This is a genomic window from Alteromonas confluentis, from assembly GCF_001757105.1.
Classification (GTDB): domain Bacteria; phylum Pseudomonadota; class Gammaproteobacteria; order Enterobacterales; family Alteromonadaceae; genus Alteromonas; species Alteromonas confluentis.
Map to the genome: position 1 here is coordinate 82531 of NZ_MDHN01000028.1, position 22563 is coordinate 105093.

The following is a 22563-nucleotide window of genomic DNA, read 5'->3' on the forward strand; positions in this document are numbered from 1 at the left end:
CATTACGCAGAAGGGGCCTCGAGCCCCTTTTCTTTTATGTGCGCTTCAAGCTCACTGAAAAACGCAGGAAATTCCTTATTTATTTGCGTATAAGCTGGCAGAATTTCTTCAATGCTGCCTTCAAACCGATGACGAAACCGAATGCGTGATGCGGTTCTGTCTAGCGCCATTGCCACACCTTCCACATTCTCATAGACATCTAACCAGCGGTTCTCAAGCATGCTTCCCACTACCTGATGCATGCATGGCGGCATGTCATTGTGGCGTTTTGCCAGTAGTGCATAGCGGTTATCGCAGAATGTCTGAAAAGGCTGGTGGCTGAATTGTTGCCAATGTTGAATGAGAAAGTGGTCGAAGAGCACATCTAACGTGATGCCGGCAAAGCGACGTCGCTGAGGGCTGAATGTTTGTCTGAGCCCTGTTACCCAAGGATGAGAATCGGTAAATTTATCAACCAGCTTATGATTCTCAAGGCCATTTTTAACCGCTTGAGGAAGCTGAGTGACATCAATACCTTTCTGGAAATCGCCTAATAGATTGCCGTAGCAGGAATCTGCGGTTGGCTGAGCCAGAAAGAGGTGGGCGAGATAATTCATGGTGTGAGTGTAACAAAAATGCCAGCATCAGGTGCTGGCATTTTTACGTCTTACGGTTTGGTTTTCGCTAGCCAAGCTTGCGCTAACCAGGCTTTTGCTCATTACTGCGGTAATCGGAAGCTCTGCTCAGTACTATCGGTCGTATTTGGCCGCTTCGTCTTTCGCTGGCAGACTCTCGCTGATAAAGGTACGGATGTCTTCGTTTGCGGCTTTTAAGTCTTCATAGCGCAAATACATCATATGACCACTGCGATAACCTTTGAAGCGCAGGCGGTCTTTCATTTTGCCGCTGGGGTCGAGTTGGGTCATGGTGTACTTGGCATCAAAATAGTTGGTAGCACCATCGTAATAACCAGACTGCACCATCACATTCAGGTAAGGGTTGGTAGCCATCGCCTGACGCAAATTGTCGCCGGTGTGATCGTTGTCGCGATCCCATGGATACACCATACCGAACATGTTGTACTTGGTGTCGGTTTCAAATTTCAGGTCGTTACGCAGATAATCGTTGATTGCTGGCGTGAACGAATGCAGCCAGGATGTTAGCTCTGCATTGTAATCGGGGCGATCACCGGTTTCCTGCTTATCGATACCTAAGTAACGGCTATCCAGACGACCAATGGTTTTGCCTTCATCACGCAGCAGCGCTTTCCAGAAAAACCAGGTGCTAACGTCCAGGTTACTCTGCTCAACTTCTTTAGCCGTTAAACCTGAGTAGGCCGCAAACTGGTTGATCACAGACTGCTTTTCTTCATCACTGATCCAAGCACCTTTAGCAAGAGCCGGTAACAGCTTATTGAGGGTGAATTGTTCAACCTGAGGTAGAAAAGCTTCCAGGTCCATGTTCTGATACTGGGCTGCCAGCTTGTTGTGATACCAGGCGGCAGCTGCGAAGTAGGGCAGGCGGTTGGCTGCTTCTACCGGGCCTTCACGCTTAATGCCAAGCTCAGTAGGCGACACCAGAATAACGCCGTTTAAATACATCCATTGACGTTCTTGTAATGCCAGCGCCAAGCCAGAAACCCGGGTTGTACCGTAGCTTTCGCCAATCAGGTATTTCGGTGAACGCCAGCGATTGTTGCGGGTGACGAACGTGTTAATCCATTCCGCCAGGTATTGCACGTCAACATTCACACCAAAAAACATTTTTGCGATTTTATCTTTCGACGGCATTTTTCCGTCTTTATCAGGAAGGGCGCGGCTGTAGCCGGTATTCACCGGGTTAACGTAAACAATGTCGGCAACATCTAAAATGGAGTACGGGTTAGTTTTGGTTCCATAAGGTTGCAGCGGATAGCCTTCTTCATCGATGTTCAGCACTTTCGGGCCGGTGTAGGCAATGTGCATCCAAACCGAAGCGGAGCCCGGTCCTCCGTTAAAGCTAATAACCAGTGGGCGAGATGCGCTGTCTTTTACGCCTTCCCGCTTGTAGTAGGTATATTGCAATGTGGCTGTTGGATTGCCTTCTTCATCCCACAATGGCTGCATTCCCGCCGTTGCGGTATAACTGATTTTCTCACCTTTGATAGTGGTTTTATGTGTCGTGGTAACCGCGGATTCCACAGGAATACTGCGTTTTACAACTGGGGTATCGGCGGCGAGAGCCGATGGTATAGCGAGGCTTCCTGCGACGCTCAGTGCCAATGTCAGGGCAGTGAAAGTACGACGAAATGTCATGTTGTTTCCTCTGTAATTATTGTTGTCGTTTTTGTTATTAGCGTGCGCTACCTGGCCCGCATGATTTATTCATGTGCTACGCAGTGTTATCTGCGCATTACTAAATACTAAGTTAACGAAGAGTGGTAATTGAAAGCAAAGGTTTAACGACGTACCGGCTAAAGGCGGCGGTAAAGTAATTCCAGTACACCCAGGGAGTGGGAATCAAAATACCAGATGAAACGGTGGTCTTATAAGTTTTTCGCTATTTCATCTGTAACTGAACTGTGTAAACTTTGAAGGCGTATCAATAGCTGACTGTTTTCTCGTCTTTTACCTCTACAGGAATGCAATGGAACGCCTCACGCTGTTAGAAAATACCAAACAGGAAACCCGGCTTATTGAGCAACACATCCGCAATGTTGCAGAACAAGCCAACGGTAAACTTATTATTCTCGAAGCGGGATGCGGACAGAAATGGCCGCTTAAGCTGGAAGGGATAGACCGGTTCATCACCGGTGTAGACATCGACGAAGCGGCGTTGGCACTACGAAAAGCTAAACACAATGATTTGCATGAAATTGTGATTGGCGATTTGCGCGCGCTGGACTTACCCGCTGAACACTTCGATGTGATATACACGTCATATGTGCTTGAACATATTGAGAACATCAATAAAGTACTGATGAATTTTACGTTATGGCTGAAACCCGGAGGCCTGATCGTCATCAAAGTGCCTGATCGTTATACCGTGTATGGTTTCCTGGCGCGCATGACCCCGCATTGGTTACATGTAAGCTATTACCGGTTTATCAAAGGGAAAACCCAGGCTGGTGAACCTGGTCATGCTCCGTATCCCATTGTGTACGATCCCCAATTATCGCGCGGTGGTATTAAAGCGTTTTGTGATGCAAACGGCCTGCAGCTAAGTATGGAAATGGGGAAAAATAATTATCTTCGAAAGCGCTCAAAGAAAGACAAAGTTGTCGGCTTCTTCGCCAGAATACTCAGTACGTTATCGATGGGGAAATTGGCTTGGCGCTACAACGATGTTATTTTCATTATTCAAAAGCCAGCCAGCTAAATAGCAGGCGAATAGGCAAGTTACAGAGGAATTCATCGTGGCTGTCCATGAAATTAAACATCCGCTTATTCAACACAAAATCGGTCTGATGCGGGAATCTAGCATTTCCAGCAAAGATTTCCGTGAACTGGCATCAGAAGTGGGGAACTTGCTTACCTATGAAGCCACCCGGGAACTGCCTACTGAGACGGCTGAAATTAAAGGCTGGAGCGGTGATACGCTGTCAGTGCAGCAAATAAAAGGCAAGAAAATTACCGTTGTACCTATTTTACGTGCCGGGCTGGGTATGCTGGATGGTGTATTGCAACTTATCCCTAATGCCAAAATCAGTGTAGTAGGGTTGTATCGCGACGAAGAAACCCTAGAGCCGGTACCCTATTTTGACAAAGTGGTGAAGGATATCGATATCCGTACCGCACTGATTGTCGACCCGATGCTGGCCACCGGCGGCACGCTCATTGCGACTATCGATTTGTTAAAACAAAAAGGCTGTGAGCAAATTATGGGGCTATTTCTGGTGGCCGCACCGGAAGGCATCGAGGCGGTACAAAACGCGCACCCTGATGTGGAAATATTCACGGCTTCCATTGACGAGCGGTTGAACGAACAAGGTTATATTTTGCCGGGGCTAGGCGATGCCGGCGACAAAATTTTCGGCACGCGCTAAGCCATTCTACTGTAATCTATATAAGATTTGTTTGTAAGCCGGATTCAGGAAACGGGAGCCGGCTTCTGAAAATTTTAGCCTTCTCTTAAACTTTTCCCAGTTCATAAGTACGAGCAAATACGGTGTGGATGACAAAATAAGATCGTCACGCTCGCAATGTCTGTGCTAATATTTTAAAAAAATGTTAATCGTTTAAGTTTGCCCATCCGGATCGCTGCTATTGGGAAGCATTCCCTGAAGTAACTCTGTTTGGCTGCCTGTTGTGAGCGAAGTCGCGGTATGAAAAAAGTAAAACTCACTCTGAAAGATGTGGCCGAAAAACTCGGTGTTTCCACGGCAACCATTTCCAATGCGTTTAATCGGCCAGATCAGCTATCCGCTGCCCGGCGTGATGCGATTTTGACTGCGTGTAAGGAAATCGGTTACAGCGGTCCAAACAAAGCGGCACAAATTCTTCGTAAAGGTCACTCTAATATTGTCGCAGTGGTGCTGGCAGATAACATCGGTTACATGGTCAGTGACCCGGTGGCAAGCACCTTCATTCGAGGCGTGTCGTCAGTATTACAGGAAGCGGGTAAACACTTGCTGCTTTATGCTGGCAATGCTACGACTATTCTCGATGTGGCGGATTTTGTCGATGGATTTATTTGTTACGGTGCTCCGCAGAATACGAAGTTAGGTGATGAACTCAAACAACAGAGTAAACCTGTTGTTACGGTAGACTTTAACTTAGAAGGTTGCCCTTCGGTAAATATCGATAATGAAGAAGCTGCCTATCAAATGGCGTTGTCTGCAATAGAAGAGGGTGACAGCGTTGCAATTTTAGGCCTGAAACTTATCGATTCCCCTAGTACATGCCGTATTTACGACAGCCCATTACTTGATGCAGAAACCGCCATTTCTCATCGCCGACTCGACGGGTATATGCGGGCAATACAAGATCGCCATGCAACAATCAGTAACGACTGGATATGGCATCTTCCTGAGAGTGGGGGCAATTTCGCTCGCCAGGCTGCAAAAGAAGCATTAAGTACCACAGACCGACCGCGCACGATTCTTTGCATGAGTGACATTATCGCTATCGAGCTTTTGCAATGTGCATTGGGCATGGGCATTGATGTGCCAGGTGAACTGAAGATCACTGGTTTTGATGGTATTGATGAAGCGGCTCGTACCCGTCCACAACTTTCGACCGTGTGCCAGTCGAGTATTGAAAAGGGTCAGGTTGCTGCGCGATTATTGCTAGCCGGAGACGACGCTAAATCCGAAGTACTGAGCTTTGAGTTACTCAGCGGTGAGACGATTTAACTCACCTCACCGCGAATTGGGTTTACTCATGCTGGTCTGATAATAGGCCGAATTATTTGCCAGCTTGTTGAGACAGCGGAGTAGGTTTACAAGCCACACAGACCTGATCACCATAATAATTATTTTGATAATTGCAGGTTACTGCTACGCCATTATCGGATTGTTGCTTCTTCACCAATTTTTGAATCATTTTAGCCATTTGTCTGCTCCTCGTTAAGTTGAGTACAGATTATTAGATTGTATTGCTGAATTAAAATCTCATTTATTAATCGATATAATCGATTTTTAAAGATCTTAAAGCACAATCTCAAATTCATTCACTTAGCGACTTAGTAAAGTGCATATCACGCCATTCGTGATTGTTGCTTTCACGCTCGCTAAACGGGTGTAGCGTAAACCCCATTACCTGGTGAGCGCCATTCACCTCGTAGCGTATAAACGCATCGCTGCCGGCATTCTGGTTGTCCCACCGAATCACCCAGATATGCCCTTCAAACGGTTCAAGGGTACCAGCGAGGGTAGGCATCTTTTCAGACTGAATACGCAGACCGTGGCGACTTTCAGAAATAGTCAGGGTGCCAAACCACGCATCTTCGAACACACCACTATAGGCATCTGCTTCAAGTAGCATATCGCCATTGCCCCGGGGCACGGTGTGACGGGCCAGGTATTTCTGCTCCTGCTTGTCCTGATAGGTTTGATAGTTGGCAATCCAATCTTGTTTGTCGCCGGTATTTGGCATATAGGCTTTTAGAATTGTTTGCATGATACTGCCTCGGGCGCCGTAGTTTGACCCATTGTTCAACAGCACCACCCCTAACTTCAGTTCTGGCACAAAAGCCACGTAAGCCTGATAGCCAGACAAGGTGCCAGTGTGAGATATCACCTGATGCCCATATACATCAATTAACCGCCAGCCTAAACCATAGACTTTGAAATGGGTGTTGTCCCACGCTTCATCGGTTTCGTCGATGGGAAGTAGGGTCTGAGCGGTAAGCATCGTGTTGTAAGCAGCCTCAGACAGTAAAGCATCGCCGGAGGGCAGCTTCCCGCCGTCTAGCCACATCTGTAACCACTTGAGCATGCTACTGGCATTGCAACTCACACCACCCGCTGCGGCAGACACAATGCCTTGACGGGCAATTTGATTGCGAGGAATCTGATAAATGCCCCGTTCATCGTTATGGCCATAGCTAATCGCGCGATTTTCCAGTACGTGCTCTGGTACGTCGCCACCGAAACATTCCATGTCGAGGGGAGCAAAAATACGTTCCTGCAAACGTGCTTCCCAGCTTGACTCAGTCAGCTTGCCAACTATTTCTCCGGCCGTGATGTACATTACATTGGAATAGGAATAGTGACGGCGAAAGCTGTAATCCGGCGTGAGGTAACGTAGGTTATGAATGATATCTGCACGACTAAATCCACTAGGCTCAGGCCACAACATGCTGTCACCAGCTCCCGACACCAGCCCGCTGCGATGGGTAAGCAAATCTGTCACGTCCATTTCCCGGGTTACCCATGGATCTTGCATCTGAAATTCAGGCAGTACATCGGTTACTGGCGTATGCCAGTTCAGTTTTTCCTCATCAACTAACTGCGCCACAGTCGCAGCAGTAAACGCTTTGCTGGTGGAGGCAAGGCGAAACCAGGTGTCAGGTGTTACCGGCAACTGATTTTTTACATCCCGCAAACCATGTCCGGCCAGATACACGGTTTTACCGTCTTGAATAATGCCCACACTCATTCCCGGGGTGTAGAACTGCTTGAGTGATTTATCGATGGTGGCTGGCAGGTCGCTGAGTTGCGGCGGAAGCTGGTTTACTGGCCGAGTGTCTGCAAGCACAGGCAGCGCAAACATCAGGGCAGCCAGTGAAAAACCGATTGGTAACAGTGTGCGCATGAAATCTTCCTTAATGTTGGTTGAGGTGATGCAGAAGGCGATTAGTCTCGTGGCTTATCCCAAACCAGTTGCTTGAAATGTTTACGGCACATAGATTCGTACCTGTCGTTACCGCCGATTTCTACCTGATTTCCGCCGGTTACGGGTTGTCCTTGTTCATCCATTCGCACCACAAACGTCGCTTTACGGCCACAGTGGCAAACGGTTTTCAGTTCGGTGAATTTATCTGACCAGGCCAGCAGGTAATGGCTGCCTTCAAAGGTTTCCCCCAGAAAATCGGTACGCAGGCCGTAAGCAAGCACGGGAATATCCAGTTCATCAACGATTTCAACCAGTTGCTTAACCTGGGTTTTAGTCAGAAACTGGGCTTCATCAATAAACACACAATCCAGTGGTTGGGTGCGGTGGGCCTTGAACACGGCTTTGAATAAATTGTCTTCTGGTGTGTACAGTGCCGCATCGGCTTGTAAGCCAATGCGCGATGTGACTTTTCCCACGTCATAGCGATCATCTATTGCTGCAGTGAAGATCATCACGTGCATGCCGCGTTCGCGGTAGTTATATGCAGATTGAAGCAGTGAAGTAGACTTCCCCGCGTTCATGGCGGAGTAGTAGAAATAAAGCTGGGCCATAATTTATTATTTTTCTGTGTCGAACCAGCGACCAAGGGACTCTTCCCGCTCGGGCCTGGCGTAGTAATATCCTTGCAGACAGTCTACACCCATCGCTTTGAGCCTTGTAGCCTGATTTTCGGTTTCCACGCCTTCAGCAATGGTTTTGCAGCCAAATTCACCGGCAATCAGCAGGGTCGCACGTATGATGGGCTCACCCGTGGAATCCAGATTGTTAATAAATGAACGGTCAATTTTAATGTGATCAAAATGCAGTAGCTGTAGTTGGCTGAGCGACGAGAAACCGGTACCGAAATCATCGATAGATACAGCAACCTGCCGGGATTTAATCGCGTTAACTTGTTCAGAAAGCTTCTGTTTATTGTCTGCAAAAACCGATTCGGTCACTTCGAGGTGTAGGCGTTCGGGGGCCAGTCCGCTGGTGGCCAGTACTTTATCGAGTTGCTCTATAAAGTTATCTTCCATGAGTTGGATCACCGACACATTCACCGAAATCGCGACAGATTTATCTACCCAATTGGCTGCATTGTTACAGGCGGTAGACAGTACCCACATGCCAATTTCATTAATACGCCCAGAACGTTCTGCAATTGGGATGAAATCCACCGGCGACACTTCTTCACCTTCAAAATGCCATCGCAGCAAGGCTTCGAACGACCAGACCTTGCCGGTAACTGAGCAAATGAGCGGCTGGTAAACTAAATAGAGCTGATTTTTACTGATGGCATTCCGCAGCCCTTCACGTAAGGTGAGTTCTCTGTGTACAGCGTCAAAAATGGTGTCGTTGAATATACCAACGTGGCTGAGTTTGCGGCGTTTCTCATGGTACATGGTGATATCTGCACGTTGGATAAGTTGCCTTTCTTCATCACCGTGGTCGGGGTATACGGCAATGCCGATGGTGGCATCCAGATTTATCTGGTTTTTCTCAATTGCCATGCCTTGAGCAATGCTACTGCGAATATCCGCCGCGAGTTTCAGTAGCCGGTCTTGCTGGCTAAAGGTGGCCAGTACGATAAACTCGTCGCCTCCCCATCGGGATAACCGATCAGAAGAAGCAAACCGGCCGAGCCGGGCTGCAGCGACCACCAAAACCTGATCACCCACCTGATGGCCCAAGCTGTCATTTACTTGTTTGAAGCCGTCGAGATCAATAAACAAAACGGCGAGTTTTGACTGATTCTGTCTGGCTTCCCTGATTTCCTGTCGCAGATGACGTAAAAAGCCTGAACGGTTCATCAGCGATGTCAGCGGATCTAAATTCGATAACCGCAGTATGTCGTCAGTACGTGATTTTACCTCTACTTCTAACGAGGCATTTAAGGCGTCTAGTTTTTGATTACTGCTGGTTAGCGCTCTGTTTACGCGCACCACGTCATTGCGCTCTTCTGCCATTAGACCAACCAGCGCCTGGTTTTGTTCTTTCAGTTCGATGGTTTCGAGGAAAAACGCATTGGTTTTGCGTGAGGTGCCAAGCATGGTGACATAAAAGGCGATGCCAAGCGCGCCAAGGATAAACAGCTCCTCTCGGGGATCGACCATCGCAGTCACTGAAATCGGTATGAGCAGCAAGGTACAATAGGTCCATACAAACAGGCGGCTGGCGCCCAAAACCGTTGCCGCGCCTCCCGCGAGGGCTGAAAGCACCACCATGGTAGTGGCGAGCTCCAGAATGGGCATTTGCCGAAATAAACTTACGCTATAGGCCGCCCAGAATAATGCGGTGAAGGTAACGCCCGCACCAAAACGCAGATAAGCGGGCCAAGGCGACTTGTCTTTCTTTTTAAGCACTTTCATCCAAAATACGGCATCGAAAAAGCGTAGCAAAAGTAGACAAACCATCACGAACCAAAACATTTTTTTTGTGTCGGCAGTTTCTGGTGAATCAAAGCCGAAGGTGAGGGCGCTGATCGCCGCGATAGAGATAATCATGCCGTTGAAAGCATTGGAATGGAGCAAGTGGACAACGTCCCGCAGAGTATTGTCGTCGCGGTAAGCGGTTTTAAAATATGTGCGCACTACAGCATCCTGAAAGGCTAAAAACTATCGCTTAGTCAGATGTTTGATCCACTCCTGTTGTGACATTGCTAAGTTCCCTGAAAAGCAAAATCGATCATCGCTTAAAGTAGATATAGTTCAGATTGCCAATAACGCAATAAAAAAAGGTGACCGAAGTCACCTTTTTACTAAATAAGTTGTACTTAAGACAGTTATGAATTAAGCCGCATCGCGATCCGCAGTTTCGGTCTCGCCTGTTTCAGCCAATGGCTCAAGGTCGAAATCGAACTCATCTACACGTACTGCCAGTTTGCGCTTCTCGTTGTAGTCATGAAGTGCTTCTGCTTCCTGTGCGTTAATCACGCCACGTTCCAGCAATTTGTTCAGTGCATTTTCAAAAGACAAGAATGGAACAACCGGCTCTTTGCGCAGTGCTTTTTGTACTTTACCTAACAGGTGAGCTACAGCGTGCTTAGCTTTAAAGGCTTGCTCATTAATGTCGTTGCCGTCTCCGGGCACAATACGCACCAGGTGGGTTAGCTGTGCTTTGATGCTGTCATCTTGCATAGAAGCTAACGCTAACTTGCTGGCAAGCTTATCGCTAATGCCGCTTACCGAGTTGGTATACGTGCAAGAAAGCAGACGCATCAGACCACGGGTGGCTGTGTTCGGAAAGTTGGCAATGAAATCGACCAACGCCTGTTCTGCTTGTTGCAGTGTCCATTCCATGGCGTATTCAAAATACGGTTGCGCCGCTCTGCGATCTTCAACTCGCTGCTCATAGAAACGAATCGCTGCCATGGCACCATACAGGTAACTCATTACATCACCTAATCGAGCAGACAGTAACTCAGCTTTTTTCAAATCGCCACCCAGTACAGCCAAAGACAAATCAGCCATCGGAGCCAGCTTGGCTGACATAGCATTCAGACGCTTTTCATACTTTGCCACTTCTGGTAGCGCTGAATCACTGCTACGCAGGAAGGGCAGGTAACTCTTACCCAAACTGCGGAAGGCATTCTTCACGCTGAACGATACGGTTTTCTTCAGTACCCGGTTAAAGTCATGGTCTGCCGCATTGTCATCGCTGTGGATCAGATCGACCATTTCTTTTAAGTAAGGGTGACAGCGCATGGCACCCTGACCAAAGATCATCAGGTTACGGGTTAGAATGTTCGCACCTTCAACCGTAATCGCAATCGGCAGCGCATTGTAGCCACCTGCCAGTGTATTCTGCGGACCACGTTGAATCGCTTTACCTGCAAGAATATCCATTGCAGAGTTCATCACGTCACGACCTAATTCAGTCATATGATACTTGGCAATGGCAGTAACAACGGAAGGTTTCAGGCCCATACCTAAGCCTTCGGTGGTGAGCACGCGCATAGACTCTAGCAGGAACGTTTTACCGGCGATATCAGCCAACTTGCCCTGAACACCTTCAAAACGACCAATTGGCAGACCAAACTGCTCACGAACGAAACTGTATTCAGCAGACGCTTTCAATGCTGCCTGACCGGTAGCAACACCCATAGCAGGCAGTGAAATACCACGGCCAGCACCTAAACAGCTCACCAACATCTGCCAGCCGCGACCAATGTTTTTCTGGCCACCGATGATGAAATCCATCGGAATGAATACATCAGTACCACGGGTTGTACCGTTGTAGAAACGTTGACCCATTGGATCATGGCGATTACCAAGCTGTACGCCTGGATGGGTTTTTGGCAACAGTGCGCAGGTAATACCCAGCTCCAGCTTTTCACCTAAAAGTTGCTCAGGATCGAACACCTTAAATGCTAAACCAAGCACAGTCGCAATCGGGGCAAGGGTAATGTAGCGCTTGTCCCAGCTAACTTTCAGGCCAATCACTTCCTTACCTTCCCACTGACCTTTCGTCACAATGGCTGCGTCAGGAATACCGCCTGCGTCAGAACCGGCCTCTGGGCTGGTTAACGCGAAACATGGAATGTCTACACCCTCTGAAAGACGAGGTAGGTAGTAATCTTGTTGCTCTTTTGTACCGTAGTGCATCAGCAGTTCGCCTGGACCTAATGAGTTAGGCACCATCACGGTTACTGCAATTGCGCCACTCTTAGCTGCGATAGTGGCAACAATGGTAGAGTTGGCGTAAGGGCTGAATTCCAGACCACCGAATTTCTTCGGAATGATCATTGAGAAGAAACGGTGTTTCTTAAGAAACGCCAGGATCTCATCAGGAATGTGTTTGCTGTTTGCCAGTTCAAAATCGTCAATCAGACCCAGCAACTCCTGCACAGGACCATTAATGAAGGCTTCTTCATCGGCACTCAGTTTGGCCTGCGGAATAGCACGCAGGGCCTGCATGTCTGGTTTACCTTGGTAAATGGAGGCCTCCAACCAAATATCGCCGGCGTCCAGCGCTTCCTGTTCAGTTACAGAAATAGGTGGGAGAACTTTTTTAAGGCTTTTTCGAATACTCATCTTTTACTCATCCGCTCATCTGACCAGTTGTATTTTCTAAATATTACACAAACGCTTTCCAAGATCAAACGTAATGTAAGTATTGTGTTAACGTTAACCGCTTAAATGACCACCAGATTGGCTGAGTAATTGATTCGCTGGCTTTTTTTTGAACATTAAAATTTTGTTTGGAAAATATCTTAACTAGTGACTTCCGTATTAGTAGCTATACTTACACTTGGTATGCTTAGCAGATACACTGTGCAAGATTCATGTTTTAAGGACACAAAGCGTTATGCAAAACCTCCCTGCCTGGGCGCGTTGGTGCATGGAAAAACCGAAAACAGTGGTGGTGCTTTTTCTTCTCGCCTGCATTGTGACGGGTTTCGGTACAACTAACCTGTATTTCCGTGGCGATTACAAAGTTTTCTTTGAAGAAAACGATCCGCAGAAACTCGCCTATGAAGAAATGCAAAACGTTTTCAGCAAAAGCGAGAACGTGACGTTTCTTATTCTTCCTAAAAGCGAAAATGTTTATCAGCCTGAAACTTTCGAATTGCTTTATAAGCTAACAAAAGATGCCTGGCATATACCGCTGTCTATCAGAGTTGAATCGCTAGCGAATTATCAGTACACCTATGCGGATGACGAAGGCTTGGTGGTTGAAGATCTCATTAAAAAAGGCCAGTACGATAAGGCCCATATTGATTACGTTAGAAAATCCATTGAGCCGTTGAAAAACGTGCGTGGACGGCTGATATCCGATAACAATCAGATGGCTGTGATTAACGTTACCATTCAGTTACCCGATGGGGACCAGACGCCGAATATCATGAAAATCGGCGAATTCTCACGGCAACTAAAAGCAAAATACGAAGCTGAATTCCCCGACCACGAAATACATCTTTCGGGCATCGTAAGCATGAACGATGCCTTTGCCCTCACTGCAATGGACGACGCAAGCACGTTAATCCCGCTTATGTTTGTCATTATTGCCGTGATGATTGCCTTACTCACTCGCTCAAAGGCTGCCTCTGCGGTGGTGTTTGCCATCGTTGGCGGTACCATCATTATGACCATGGGGATTGGCGGTTGGTACGGGGTGTTTTTAAGCCCATCCACGGTAAACGTGCCGACCATGGTAACTACGCTGGCTGTCGCTGATTGCCTACACATTATTGTGACCTACCGCCAAAAACTGCAAAAAGGCCTGGCAAAAGAGCAGGCCCTTGCAGAAAGCTTTGTGATTAATTTAAAAGCCATATTGCTCACCAGTATTACCACTGCTGTCGGCTTTTTAATGCTGAACTTTGCCGAAGTGCCCATTTTGTCGCACTTGGGTAACTTAACCGCCATTGGTGTTGTGTTGGCTTGTATCCTCTCACTCACCGTACTGCCTGCAATGCTTATGCTTCTGCCTGTGCCAAAGAGCATTGTGGTCGATGAGAATAACGAGAAAGTAGATAAATTGGGCCATTGGGTGATGAATCATCATCGCCGTATCCTGCCTTATTCAGCAATTATTCTCACCGTATCTGTGCTCTTTTGTTTCAATAACCGATTGAATGATGTGGCGGTAGAGTATTTCGATATGTCTTCGCCGTTTAGACAATCTGTTGAAATACAAAAGAAATACATGGGCGGCATGTCAAATATCGACTTTGCTGTATACACCGATGAGGTGTACGGCATCAACGACCCTGCAGCGATGATTGAGGTCGACGCGCTGGTGAAATGGTTGCGCAGTCAGCCCGAGGTGAAGCACGTGCTAAGTTTTGCCGACATCATCAAGCGGCTGAATATGAATATGCATGGCGATGATCCTGACTATTACAAATTGCCGGAATCGAAAGAGCTCGCCGCGCAGTATCTATTGATCTATGAAATGTCACTGCCATACGGCCTCGATTTGAACAATCAGATCGATCTGGATAAGTCTGCGGTGCGTGTCATTGCCGTGCTTGAAAACTTAGGAAGTGATGAATTCACCGAATTTGAGACCAGAACTAAAGACTGGTTTGATAAACTGGCACCTCATTTGCGTCTCGAGGCGGCCAGTCCAGCACTCATGTTTGCGCACATCGGTGCGCGCAACATGGAAAGTATGGTGTGGGGCTCGCTAGCAGCGCTGGTAGTGATCTCATTGTTAATTACACTTGCACTGCGTTCCTGGCGGCTTGGCCTGGTCAGTTTGATCGCTAACTTAATGCCTGCCGGTGTGGGCTTTGGCATTTGGGGCATGATGTCAGGTGAAATTAACATGGCATTGTCAGTAGAACTGAGTATGACCATGGGGATCATCGTGGATGATTCGGTGCATTTTCTACTGAAATACCAGGCTGCCCGAAAAGACAACATGAGCGTGAAAGACTCAGTGAACTATGCTTTCCATACTGTGGGTAGAGCAATGATTACCACCACAGTGGTACTGGCAGCAGGCTTTAGTGTTTTGATGTTGTCTGATTTCAGACTGAACTCAGACATGGGGCTAATGACAACAATCATTTTCATTGCAGCATTATTAATAGATTTACTCTTCCTACCGTCATTTTTAATGTGGTTGGACAAAGATAAAAAAAGCAAGGCGACGGAGGCAATATGACACAGTTACGCAAACTTTCTTTTGCGGCACTGGCAGTGACAGCAATGCTGTCAGTACCGGTAATAGCAGATGAAGCATCGGAAAAAGAAGGACTTCGCATCGCACAAGCAAGGAAAGAAGTGAACCGTGGTTGGGATAATACTGTAGCGAGTATTACTATGACCTTACGTAACGCACAAGGACAGGAAGCCACCCGGGAAATGCGGGTGAAAACACTGGAAGTGCCCACCGATGGCGATAAGGCATTAACCATTTTTGATTCGCCAAGAGATATTAGCGGCACGGCGTTTTTAAGCTTCAGTCACGTTAATGAAGCCGATGAGCAATGGATTTATTTACCGGGTCCTAAAATGGTACGCCGTATTTCCACCAGCAATAAGTCTGGCCCTTTCTTAGGCAGCGAATATGCCTTCGAAGACATGACCTCTTTTGAAGTACCGAAATACACTTACGACTATATTGGCGATGAGAAATTTGAAGGCGATGACGTGTATGTCATTGAGCAAGTGCCGGTGGATGAATTCTCAGGGTATTCCAAGCAACGCTTGTGGATTGACAAAACCCATTACCGCCCCCGCAAAGTCTTGTTTTTCGACCGCAAAGGTGATGAGCTGAAAGAACTGGAGTTCAGAGATTACCGTTTATTCAAAGATGAGTTCTGGCGTCCGATGAAGAGTTTTATGTACAATCTCCAGACAAACAAATCGACAAAGCTGGTTACACACGACCTGCAATTTGGAACGGAATTAGAGGAATCGGACTTTGACAGTAAGAGTTTACGCAGGGCGAGATAACATGAAGAAGCGATTGTCGCTTGTCGCACTGGCGATGGGTTTTTCAGGCAGTGCGCTGGCTGATTTTAAAGATATCAGTATCAGTGGTTCTGCCGGCGTGGAAAACCGCTACTACATTCAAGACGCGGCTTACACCGGGCAGCCGCGCTCTCAAGCCTCGGTATTTCTGGAACCAGAAATGTACACCGAATGGAATGACCGCGTTGACAGTATTCTGTTCAAACCGTTTGTTCGTTTAGATCAGCAAGACTCAAACCGTACTCACGTTGATTTACGGGAGTTGATGTGGCTGCACGCGGCAGACAATTGGGAAACCCGCGTGGGTGTAAGTAAAGTGTTTTGGGGGCAAACCGAATCGGTGCATCTGGTGGATATCATCAACCAGACCGATGCGGTAGAAAACATCGACGGTGAGGATAAGTTGGGTCAGCCCATGATTAATCTCAACGTATTTGGTGATTACGGCACCATCTCTGGTTTTATTCTGCCTTATTTCCGCGAACGCACTTTCCCGGGTGAAGAGGGGCGTTTAAGACCACCACTGCCTATTGAAGAAGATAACGCCTTATATGAGTCTGACGATGAGCAGAATCATGTTGATTTTGCATTACGTTGGCAGCGCTCGCTGGGAGATTGGGAAATCGGACTTAGCTATTTCGATGGAACAACCCGGGAGCCGGAACTTCTTGCCGAAACCGCCGGTGAAGACATTACTGCTATTCGCCCGTATTACGCGCAAATACAGCAATATGGGGTAGACCTGTTAAAAGTGCAGGGCAGCTGGTTGCTGAAGTTTGAAAGTATTTATCGCACCGGTCAAAGTGAAGATTTTTTTGCCGCTGTGGGTGGCTTCGAGCGTACTTTTGTAGGCGTATTTGATACCAGTTACGATCTGGGCTTCCTAATGGAATATCAGTACGACGAGCGAGAAGATAACTTCTTCGCCGTGGCGCAAAACGATATCATGGCGGGTCTACGCTGGGTATGGAATGACATCGACGGCACTGAGGTACTCACTGGCTACATCCAGGATCTGGATAATACCGACACCTACAGTGCTTTTGTTGAAGCATCAAGCCGGATGACAGACAACTGGCGCTGGAAAGTGGATGCGTATTTCTTTTCTTCTGATCAAACCGACGACACCTTCTATTATTTCCGTCGTGACGATCACGTACAGGTTGCCCTCGAATATTATTTTTAAACGTTGGAATAAAACAACATGAAAAAAGGACTTCTTGCCGTTTTACTTACTGCTGCAGTAAGCCTAAATGTGAATGCCACAGAGCGCATGTACGGCGTGGCAACAGCAGGTTATGCTGACGCCGATTTCGATGTAACAAGTAACGATGGTGTGGCTTATAGCCTGGCGTTGGGTCACCAATTCAGCAGCAAGTGGTATGTGGAAGGTGGCTATCTTAATCTGGTCGATGAAGATAGCGGCACCGATGCGCTGAAAGCGCAGGGCCTATACCTTGCGGTACTGGGGAAAGCTGGCGGTCGATTAGGCGAGCTGTACTACAAACTTGGTGTGATGAATGCCGATGTACAGGGTTTCGAGTCTGCCGAAGGGAATGACTGCGTTGCCACTGATTTAGCCACGGCGCCAGTGGGCATGTGCGCTTATGATGATGGTATTGTAGCGGGCATGGTCGGCCTGGGTTTCGACTATCATATTGGTTTAAATAGCATGTTGAGAATGGAAGCGTTGTACGTTCGTGGCGAAGAGGACTTCGACGCGACGGTGCTGAGCATTGGATATCGTTACAACTTCAACTAATTTCCCTATTAAAAAAGCTTCAGACTCATCAAAGTAATCCATCGGCTTATGTCGCCGTATAAACCAGTAACATAAGTTGATGGATTACTACGATGAAAAACGAATTAGACAGTAAGTTTCTGCTCAAGGTTTTCGATAAGATTCGCCAGCACGGCAAAAAAGACGGCGAGAAATACCAGCTCAACGGTATTACCGCGTTTACCGACCTTGAAGGTTATAATGTGTTTGTGGAAGACGCCAAAACCAAACTGCAGTTTGGCTTTCATAACCAATATCACTTCGATTATCCCAACCAGGATGCCTTCGACCAATTTGAAAAGAAACTCAAGCAAATCGACAAGGAATACTAGCCGACGAGAAGTGTCAGGCGTGCCTTTTCATTCGCAATCATTCACTGATCCGAGTTTTTCTACTTTCCTTCGCCCGCCGGTAGGCTAGCGGGCGACAAATGAGTACAATATGCGCCGGTTTATTTTTCGGAAATATTGTTCTTGGCTGCTGCAATCAAACCCCCTGTTTTTAAAATCGCTTATCTTGGCCCAAAATATTGGGGCGTATGGATTGGTGCGGGTTTACTTTATCTTTTGCTCTGGTTACCGCTGCCAGTTATTCGTGTTCTTGGTGCTGGAGCCGGGCGACTCATTGCCCGTATCGTGCCGAAACGCGTTGCAGTGGCCCGTCGTAATCTAGAATTAACGTATCCTCACATGTGTGAGTCGGAGCGTGAAAGCCTGCTAAAAGAGAATATTCGTTGCACAGGTATGGCGCTGTTCGAAACGGGCATGGGCTGGTGGTGGCCAGCATGGCGAGTGAAAAAGCATTTCCATGTAGAGGGCTATGAACATGTAGAGGCCGCGCTGGCTGGGGGCAAAGGCGTGTTTGGCATGGCGCTGCATAACATGAACCTTGAAATTGCCTGCCGCGGTTTGGGGTACACCCATCCTGCTATCGCATTTTACCGTAAGCACGATAATCCGCTGATGGATTACCTGCAATATCACGGTCGCGCCCGTTCAAATAAGTACATGATTCACAAACGTAACGCCAAAGCCTTACTTGCGGCACTGGGGGAACAGGAATTGTGTCTGTATCTGCCCGATCAAGATTATGGTCGCGCACAAAGTATTTTTGTCCCTTTCGGTGGCGTCGCTGAAACGGCCACGACAACAGCAACGCTAATGTTTATTCGCCGTACAGATGCCGTTCCCATGATAGTGACGTCTCAATACACAAAAAAGGGTTACAAAGTAAAAATCTATCCACCTCTGGAAGCACTGCGTGAACTCGATGATGTTCCAGCGCTCACCCTGCTGAATGAGCACATCGAAGCCATTGTCTCAGAGCAGCCGGAAAGTTACTTGTGGATGCATAAGAGGTTTAAAACCCGTCCTACTGAAGACACCCCTTCGCTTTACAATTAAATGTGCCGCCCGCTTTACATCGGTGTTGCACAACCTAAAATTAAACTATGATAGTTTGATATTTCTCCTTCGCTTGCTCGCCGCTGCGGGCAAGCCCGAATAAACAGTAGTACGGATGAGCTATGGCGAAGCAACCTCAGTCTGATGCCGCTTTTTGGGCAAAACACCTTGGCGTAGCCATTGCTGTGCTGATTGTCGCAGGCATCGTGGTGTATTTTTATCGAAGTAGTGGCGCTGAATCCGCACCTGAAGCGGCCAGCCAGGAAAAATCGATTTCCAGTGGCCTTTCGGAGTTCTATCGAGAATACCGGATGACGAGCACCGATGTTATTGATGACGAGAGCAGTGACTTTGTACTCGAACTAAATAACAGTGAGGAAAGCCTCGATGCTCAACTTGCTGGCATGTCCAGTGATTTGAAACCTGCCAATAAGCGTTGGGTGGGTGAGCATAAGTTTCGTAGTTTCAAAGCTGGAAATACGCTTAGGGAAGCCATCACCCGTTATGCCGAGCAAGAAGGCATGCAAGTGATTTGGGATTTAGATCAGGATTTCGTGATCAAGTATCAATTTCAGATGAACAATACCATTGTTGGTTCCTTGTCTGATATCGCCAAAGCCGTGAATGCAAACTTTGAAGACGGAGTGGGTACTTACGTTTGTCCTCAACAGCGTTCGCTGGTGGTGACCGAGGAAGAAACTGCGTTTCTGAAAAAGAATTGTTCGGCGGTGAATTAACCGCCGACATGTCAGGTACTTTCTGCGTCACTAAAGATTTCTGACCACACTTTCTTCACCTCTGCGCGTAAATCACTGAGGTCGCTTTGATCGGCAAATCGATGGTCGGCTAAGGTAAGCTGATGATAACGATCCCGCAGTTGTAAGTAGGCGTCTTGCAGCTGTTGTGACGTCGAATCTGACAGCAAATTTGCATCTCTTGCTGCATCTATAATACGAAGATTATCTGGATAGCGGGTAAGTGCAGCATTGTTACTGGCATGACCAAGCACCAGAAACTGAGCAATAAACTCAATGTCTGTGATACCACCATTACACTGCTTCAAATCGATTCCTGCGTCGGTATCTGACAACAAATGCTCGCGCATTTTCTTACGCATCTGGCTAACCTCAGCGGCCAATTTGTTTACGTCTCTGTGCTGACACAGAATGTCTTTGCGAGCGGCTTCAAAATCGTCCAATAGGTTGCTGTCACCCGTAATGCCACGGGCTCGCACCAATGCTTGATGTTCCCAAGTCCAGGCATCTTCTTTCTGATATTTAATAAACCCCTGGAGGTGACAACTGAGCAATCCCGAATTGCCCGAAGGACGCAGGCGAAGATCGGTTTCGTAAAGTTGTCCAAACAGGGTTTTAGTACTGAGCAAGTGCATCATGCGTTGCGACAATTTGATGTAAAACTGATTGGCATCGAGTTGGCGTTTACCGTTGGTGTAACTGTCTCGCGGGGCGTTATGGATAAATACCATATCGAGATCAGAGCCGTAACCCAATTCGTAGCCGCCGAGTTTGCCGTAGCCTATTATCGCAAATCCGTATTCATCGTCCTGAAGGTGTGCCGGTTTGCCATATTTTTCCGTGGTATGTTGCCACGCGCTGGCAAGTACGTTTTCCAGCATGACCTCTGCCAGTGCGGTCAATTTGTCACTTACGCTGGCAATAGGCAACGAGCCGCTGATGTCACTGGCGGCAATACGGAGTTGCTGGCAAAGTTTAAACTGTCGCCATGCATCCATGGTCATTTCCACATCTTCCGGCTCGATGCGCATTAGCGACTGTCGCAACTCGTCACGATAGACACTCAAGCTCTGATTGAAATCCGTTTTTTGTTGCTGAAGGTAGAGCGGCGTGAGCAGCTCGTCGAGCAATAGGGGGAAGCGCTGGATTTGATCGGCTATCCATTGGCTACGGTCACAGAGTTTAAGGAGTTGTTTGAGAACATCCGGGTTCTCCAACAATAAGTCGAGATAGGTGGTTCGGCCGGTTATTGCGCTTATCACCGATAGCGCCCGATCTAATACGACTCGTGCTTTCTGCGGCGCTTGCTCGATAAGTACGTAAAGCACTTCCGGCATGAGTTTATTGAGGGTGTCACGTCCACGCTGCCCCAGTCTCGACTGGCTGAGTTTGTCGCGAAATGCCATAAATCGGGTGTAAATAGCATCAGCATCATCAGGGTGGATAGGTGGACACAGCAGAGCGGAGAATTCAGCCGGACTCAGCGACAGATTCCAGGCATCCTGGCAGCGCTTGAATACGCTGTCGTCGGCATCATGGCTATCTTCACTGTTATCAATTAGGCCTCGGAACATGATGTGGACACTGTCACAGACATCAGCCAATCCCTCTAAGAACGCATCATAGTCTTCAAATCCCATCACTTCAGCAACAATGGCCCGACGCATGTCGTCATCAGGCAGAAGCTGGGTTTGTTCGTCATTCATTTGTTGCAGGGTGTGCTCGGCTTTGCGAAGAAACAGATAGTGACGGTAAAGGGCGCCAATATCTTCTTCTGAAGCCAGGTTTTTTCCTGCTATGGCTTGTAGCGTCTGTTTTAAACCTTTTACCTGCAAGGCCGGTTCGCGTCCGCCGTGGATAAGTTGAAAACTTTGTGCGAAAAACTCGATTTCTCTGATCCCGCCGGCGCCCAGCTTAATGTTACTGGTTAACTGACGTCGCCGCTGCTCTGAGGCAATCAAGCCTTTCATTTCACGTAGGGCATCAATGGTGGTGAAATCCAGATACCGTCGGAAAATAAATGGGCGCAGTATGTTTTCAACGTCCTGTCGATACGGGGAGGGAGGATTCAGCACCCTGGCCTTGATCATGGCAAAGCGTTCCCAGTGGCGCCCCTGTTCTTGGTAGTAGTCTTCGAACGCTGCCATGTGCATCACAAGAGGCCCGCTATCGCCAAACGGACGCAAACGCATATCAACACGGTAAACCTGACCATCTGTGGTTATTTTATTGAGTGCGTTAGTCAGTTTCTGCGCGAGTTTAATAAAAAACTGTTGGTTTTCGATGGGCTTCTTCGCCCCTTCCGTCTCCCCTTTTTCTGGATAAACAAAAATCAGGTCGATATCTGATGAAAAATTCAGTTCCTTACCGCCGAGCTTTCCCATGCCCAGAATCAACATGGGTTGCGGGCCGTGTTCGCCCATGGGAACGCCGTAGCGTTGGCAGTGTTGTTGGTACAAGCTGTTGTAGGCGCCTAGAATTAGTGCGTCAGCCAGTGCTGAAACCTGGGTGAGCGAGGTTTCAATGGTTTGCTGATTCAGCATGTCGAGCCAGGTTATTCTGGCCATATGCTGATTGCGAAAAACCCGTAATGCTTTTGTCAGGCCAGCTTCATCTTGTCCCGCTAGCAACGGCGAGAGGGCATTGCTAAATGCGTCTACGGTATCGACAACAGGTTTCTTTGACAGACACTCAGAGAGTAGAGTCGGGTGAGCAAGGCATTGACGGAAAATAAATTCGCTACAGCCCAGAGCCGCTATAATTGTCTCTTCATGTTCACTGAATTCGCTGAGGTGCGGATGTCGTTCGCAAAGGCTTTGCCAGGCTTGTTCACCCTTTTTCTGGATAATCCTGTTTTTTAGTTTTGTCGTAGGCATAATACGCGGGATCATTTATATCGGTATGCGCCGAGTCTGGCATAAGATG

Annotated in this window: 18 protein-coding genes; 10 read left to right on the top strand and 8 right to left on the bottom strand. The window is 47.7% G+C overall.

Translation table 11 applies throughout. The features are described 5' to 3' along the window. Positions 1-2: 2 nt before the first annotated feature. Complete coding sequence (locus tag BFC18_RS11235; protein ID WP_070125644.1) at positions 3-596, bottom strand: acyl carrier protein phosphodiesterase; 594 nt, start codon at positions 594-596, stop codon at positions 3-5. A 132-nt stretch (positions 597-728) separates the two neighbouring features. Further along, positions 729-2273, bottom strand: a complete 1545-nt coding sequence (locus BFC18_RS11240; RefSeq protein ID WP_070125645.1) for a S10 family peptidase — start codon at positions 2271-2273, stop codon at positions 729-731. Positions 2274-2604: 331 nt separating this feature from the next. Between BFC18_RS11240 and BFC18_RS11245 the strand changes: the two genes are divergently transcribed. The 3 genes from BFC18_RS11245 to BFC18_RS11255 all read left to right on the top strand — a co-directional run bounded on the left by BFC18_RS11245 (position 2605) and on the right by BFC18_RS11255 (position 5311). Then, on the top strand, positions 2605-3336 hold the full coding sequence (locus tag BFC18_RS11245) for a class I SAM-dependent methyltransferase (protein ID WP_070125646.1): 732 nt from the start codon (positions 2605-2607) through the stop codon (positions 3334-3336). A 37-nt stretch (positions 3337-3373) separates the two neighbouring features. Then, the gene (upp, locus tag BFC18_RS11250) at positions 3374-4003 is read left to right on the top strand and encodes a uracil phosphoribosyltransferase (protein WP_070125647.1); all 630 of its coding nucleotides are present in this window, start codon (positions 3374-3376) and stop codon (positions 4001-4003) included. 279 nt (positions 4004-4282) lie between these two features. Beyond that, positions 4283-5311, top strand: a complete 1029-nt coding sequence (locus tag BFC18_RS11255) for a LacI family DNA-binding transcriptional regulator (protein ID WP_070125648.1) — start codon at positions 4283-4285, stop codon at positions 5309-5311. Between the two features lie 52 nt (positions 5312-5363). Here BFC18_RS11255 and BFC18_RS21720 read toward each other — a convergent pair whose 3' ends face one another. The 5 genes from BFC18_RS21720 to BFC18_RS11275 form a co-directional block, all read right to left on the bottom strand. After that, positions 5364-5510 (bottom strand): hypothetical protein, encoded by a 147-nt coding sequence (locus tag BFC18_RS21720; protein WP_170826596.1) that lies wholly within the window; start codon positions 5508-5510, stop codon positions 5364-5366. A 114-nt stretch (positions 5511-5624) separates the two neighbouring features. Then, positions 5625-7214 (bottom strand): serine hydrolase, encoded by a 1590-nt coding sequence (locus BFC18_RS11260; protein WP_070125649.1) that lies wholly within the window; start codon positions 7212-7214, stop codon positions 5625-5627. 41 nt (positions 7215-7255) lie between these two features. Next, on the bottom strand, positions 7256-7846 hold the full coding sequence (locus tag BFC18_RS11265; RefSeq protein ID WP_070125650.1) for a thymidine kinase: 591 nt from the start codon (positions 7844-7846) through the stop codon (positions 7256-7258). A gap of 6 nt (positions 7847-7852) precedes the next feature. Continuing rightward, complete coding sequence (locus BFC18_RS11270; protein ID WP_070125651.1) at positions 7853-9865, bottom strand: putative bifunctional diguanylate cyclase/phosphodiesterase; 2013 nt, start codon at positions 9863-9865, stop codon at positions 7853-7855. Between the two features lie 198 nt (positions 9866-10063). Beyond that, positions 10064-12307 (bottom strand): acyl-CoA dehydrogenase, encoded by a 2244-nt coding sequence (locus tag BFC18_RS11275; protein WP_070125652.1) that lies wholly within the window; start codon positions 12305-12307, stop codon positions 10064-10066. Positions 12308-12581: 274 nt separating this feature from the next. Here BFC18_RS11275 and BFC18_RS11280 point away from each other — a divergent pair, with 274 nt between their 5' ends. The 7 genes from BFC18_RS11280 (at position 12582) to BFC18_RS11310 (ending at position 19620) form a co-directional block, all read left to right on the top strand. Beyond that, positions 12582-14888 carry an efflux RND transporter permease subunit gene (locus BFC18_RS11280; RefSeq protein WP_070125653.1) on the top strand — a complete coding sequence of 769 codons (2307 nt, stop codon included), beginning with the start codon at positions 12582-12584 and terminating at the stop codon, positions 14886-14888. Next, on the top strand, positions 14885-15682 hold the full coding sequence (locus BFC18_RS11285; RefSeq protein ID WP_070125654.1) for an outer membrane lipoprotein-sorting protein: 798 nt from the start codon (positions 14885-14887) through the stop codon (positions 15680-15682). The genes BFC18_RS11280 and BFC18_RS11285 overlap by 4 nt, the downstream gene beginning before the upstream one ends. Then, positions 15651-16886 (top strand): hypothetical protein, encoded by a 1236-nt coding sequence (locus BFC18_RS11290; RefSeq protein WP_342670042.1) that lies wholly within the window; start codon positions 15651-15653, stop codon positions 16884-16886. Before BFC18_RS11285 ends, BFC18_RS11290 begins: the two co-directional genes overlap by 32 nt. An 18-nt stretch (positions 16887-16904) precedes the next feature. Continuing rightward, a complete protein-coding gene (locus BFC18_RS11295; RefSeq protein WP_070125656.1) occupies positions 16905-17462 on the top strand; it encodes an outer membrane beta-barrel protein in 558 nt (185 codons plus the stop codon). Between the two features lie 92 nt (positions 17463-17554). Beyond that, complete coding sequence (locus tag BFC18_RS11300; protein WP_070125657.1) at positions 17555-17812, top strand: DUF3081 family protein; 258 nt, start codon at positions 17555-17557, stop codon at positions 17810-17812. Positions 17813-17953: 141 nt separating this feature from the next. Further along, entirely contained in the window at positions 17954-18883 is a 930-nt protein-coding gene (gene lpxL / locus BFC18_RS11305; RefSeq protein ID WP_070125658.1) for an LpxL/LpxP family Kdo(2)-lipid IV(A) lauroyl/palmitoleoyl acyltransferase, read from the top strand. A gap of 122 nt (positions 18884-19005) precedes the next feature. Continuing rightward, positions 19006-19620 (top strand): TcpQ domain-containing protein, encoded by a 615-nt coding sequence (locus tag BFC18_RS11310; RefSeq protein ID WP_070125659.1) that lies wholly within the window; start codon positions 19006-19008, stop codon positions 19618-19620. A gap of 11 nt (positions 19621-19631) precedes the next feature. Here the strand turns inward: BFC18_RS11310 and glnE are convergent, their stop codons facing one another. Beyond that, complete coding sequence (gene glnE, locus BFC18_RS11315; RefSeq protein WP_070125731.1) at positions 19632-22514, bottom strand: bifunctional [glutamate--ammonia ligase]-adenylyl-L-tyrosine phosphorylase/[glutamate--ammonia-ligase] adenylyltransferase; 2883 nt, start codon at positions 22512-22514, stop codon at positions 19632-19634. Positions 22515-22563: the final 49 nt, after the last annotated feature.

Bases quoted from the DNA above. Each gene is read 5' to 3' on its own strand.
- BFC18_RS11235 (WP_070125644.1), bottom strand. From the start codon at position 596: ATGAATTATCTCGCCCACCTCTTTCTGGCTCAGCCAACCGCAGATTCC.
- BFC18_RS11300 (WP_070125657.1), top strand. From the start codon at position 17,555: ATGAAAAACGAATTAGACAGTAAGTTTCTGCTCAAGGTTTTCGATAAG.
- BFC18_RS11280 (WP_070125653.1), top strand. From the start codon at position 12,582: ATGCAAAACCTCCCTGCCTGGGCGCGTTGGTGCATGGAAAAACCGAAA.
- BFC18_RS11260 (WP_070125649.1), bottom strand. From the start codon at position 7,214: ATGCGCACACTGTTACCAATCGGTTTTTCACTGGCTGCCCTGATGTTT.
- BFC18_RS11255 (WP_070125648.1), top strand. From the start codon at position 4,283: ATGAAAAAAGTAAAACTCACTCTGAAAGATGTGGCCGAAAAACTCGGT.
- glnE (WP_070125731.1), bottom strand. From the start codon at position 22,514: ATGCCTACGACAAAACTAAAAAACAGGATTATCCAGAAAAAGGGTGAA.
- BFC18_RS11265 (WP_070125650.1), bottom strand. From the start codon at position 7,846: ATGGCCCAGCTTTATTTCTACTACTCCGCCATGAACGCGGGGAAGTCT.
- BFC18_RS21720 (WP_170826596.1), bottom strand. From the start codon at position 5,510: ATGGCTAAAATGATTCAAAAATTGGTGAAGAAGCAACAATCCGATAAT.
- BFC18_RS11295 (WP_070125656.1), top strand. From the start codon at position 16,905: ATGAAAAAAGGACTTCTTGCCGTTTTACTTACTGCTGCAGTAAGCCTA.
- BFC18_RS11285 (WP_070125654.1), top strand. From the start codon at position 14,885: ATGACACAGTTACGCAAACTTTCTTTTGCGGCACTGGCAGTGACAGCA.
- BFC18_RS11240 (WP_070125645.1), bottom strand. From the start codon at position 2,273: ATGACATTTCGTCGTACTTTCACTGCCCTGACATTGGCACTGAGCGTC.
- BFC18_RS11275 (WP_070125652.1), bottom strand. From the start codon at position 12,307: ATGAGTATTCGAAAAAGCCTTAAAAAAGTTCTCCCACCTATTTCTGTA.
- BFC18_RS11245 (WP_070125646.1), top strand. From the start codon at position 2,605: ATGGAACGCCTCACGCTGTTAGAAAATACCAAACAGGAAACCCGGCTT.
- BFC18_RS11310 (WP_070125659.1), top strand. From the start codon at position 19,006: ATGGCGAAGCAACCTCAGTCTGATGCCGCTTTTTGGGCAAAACACCTT.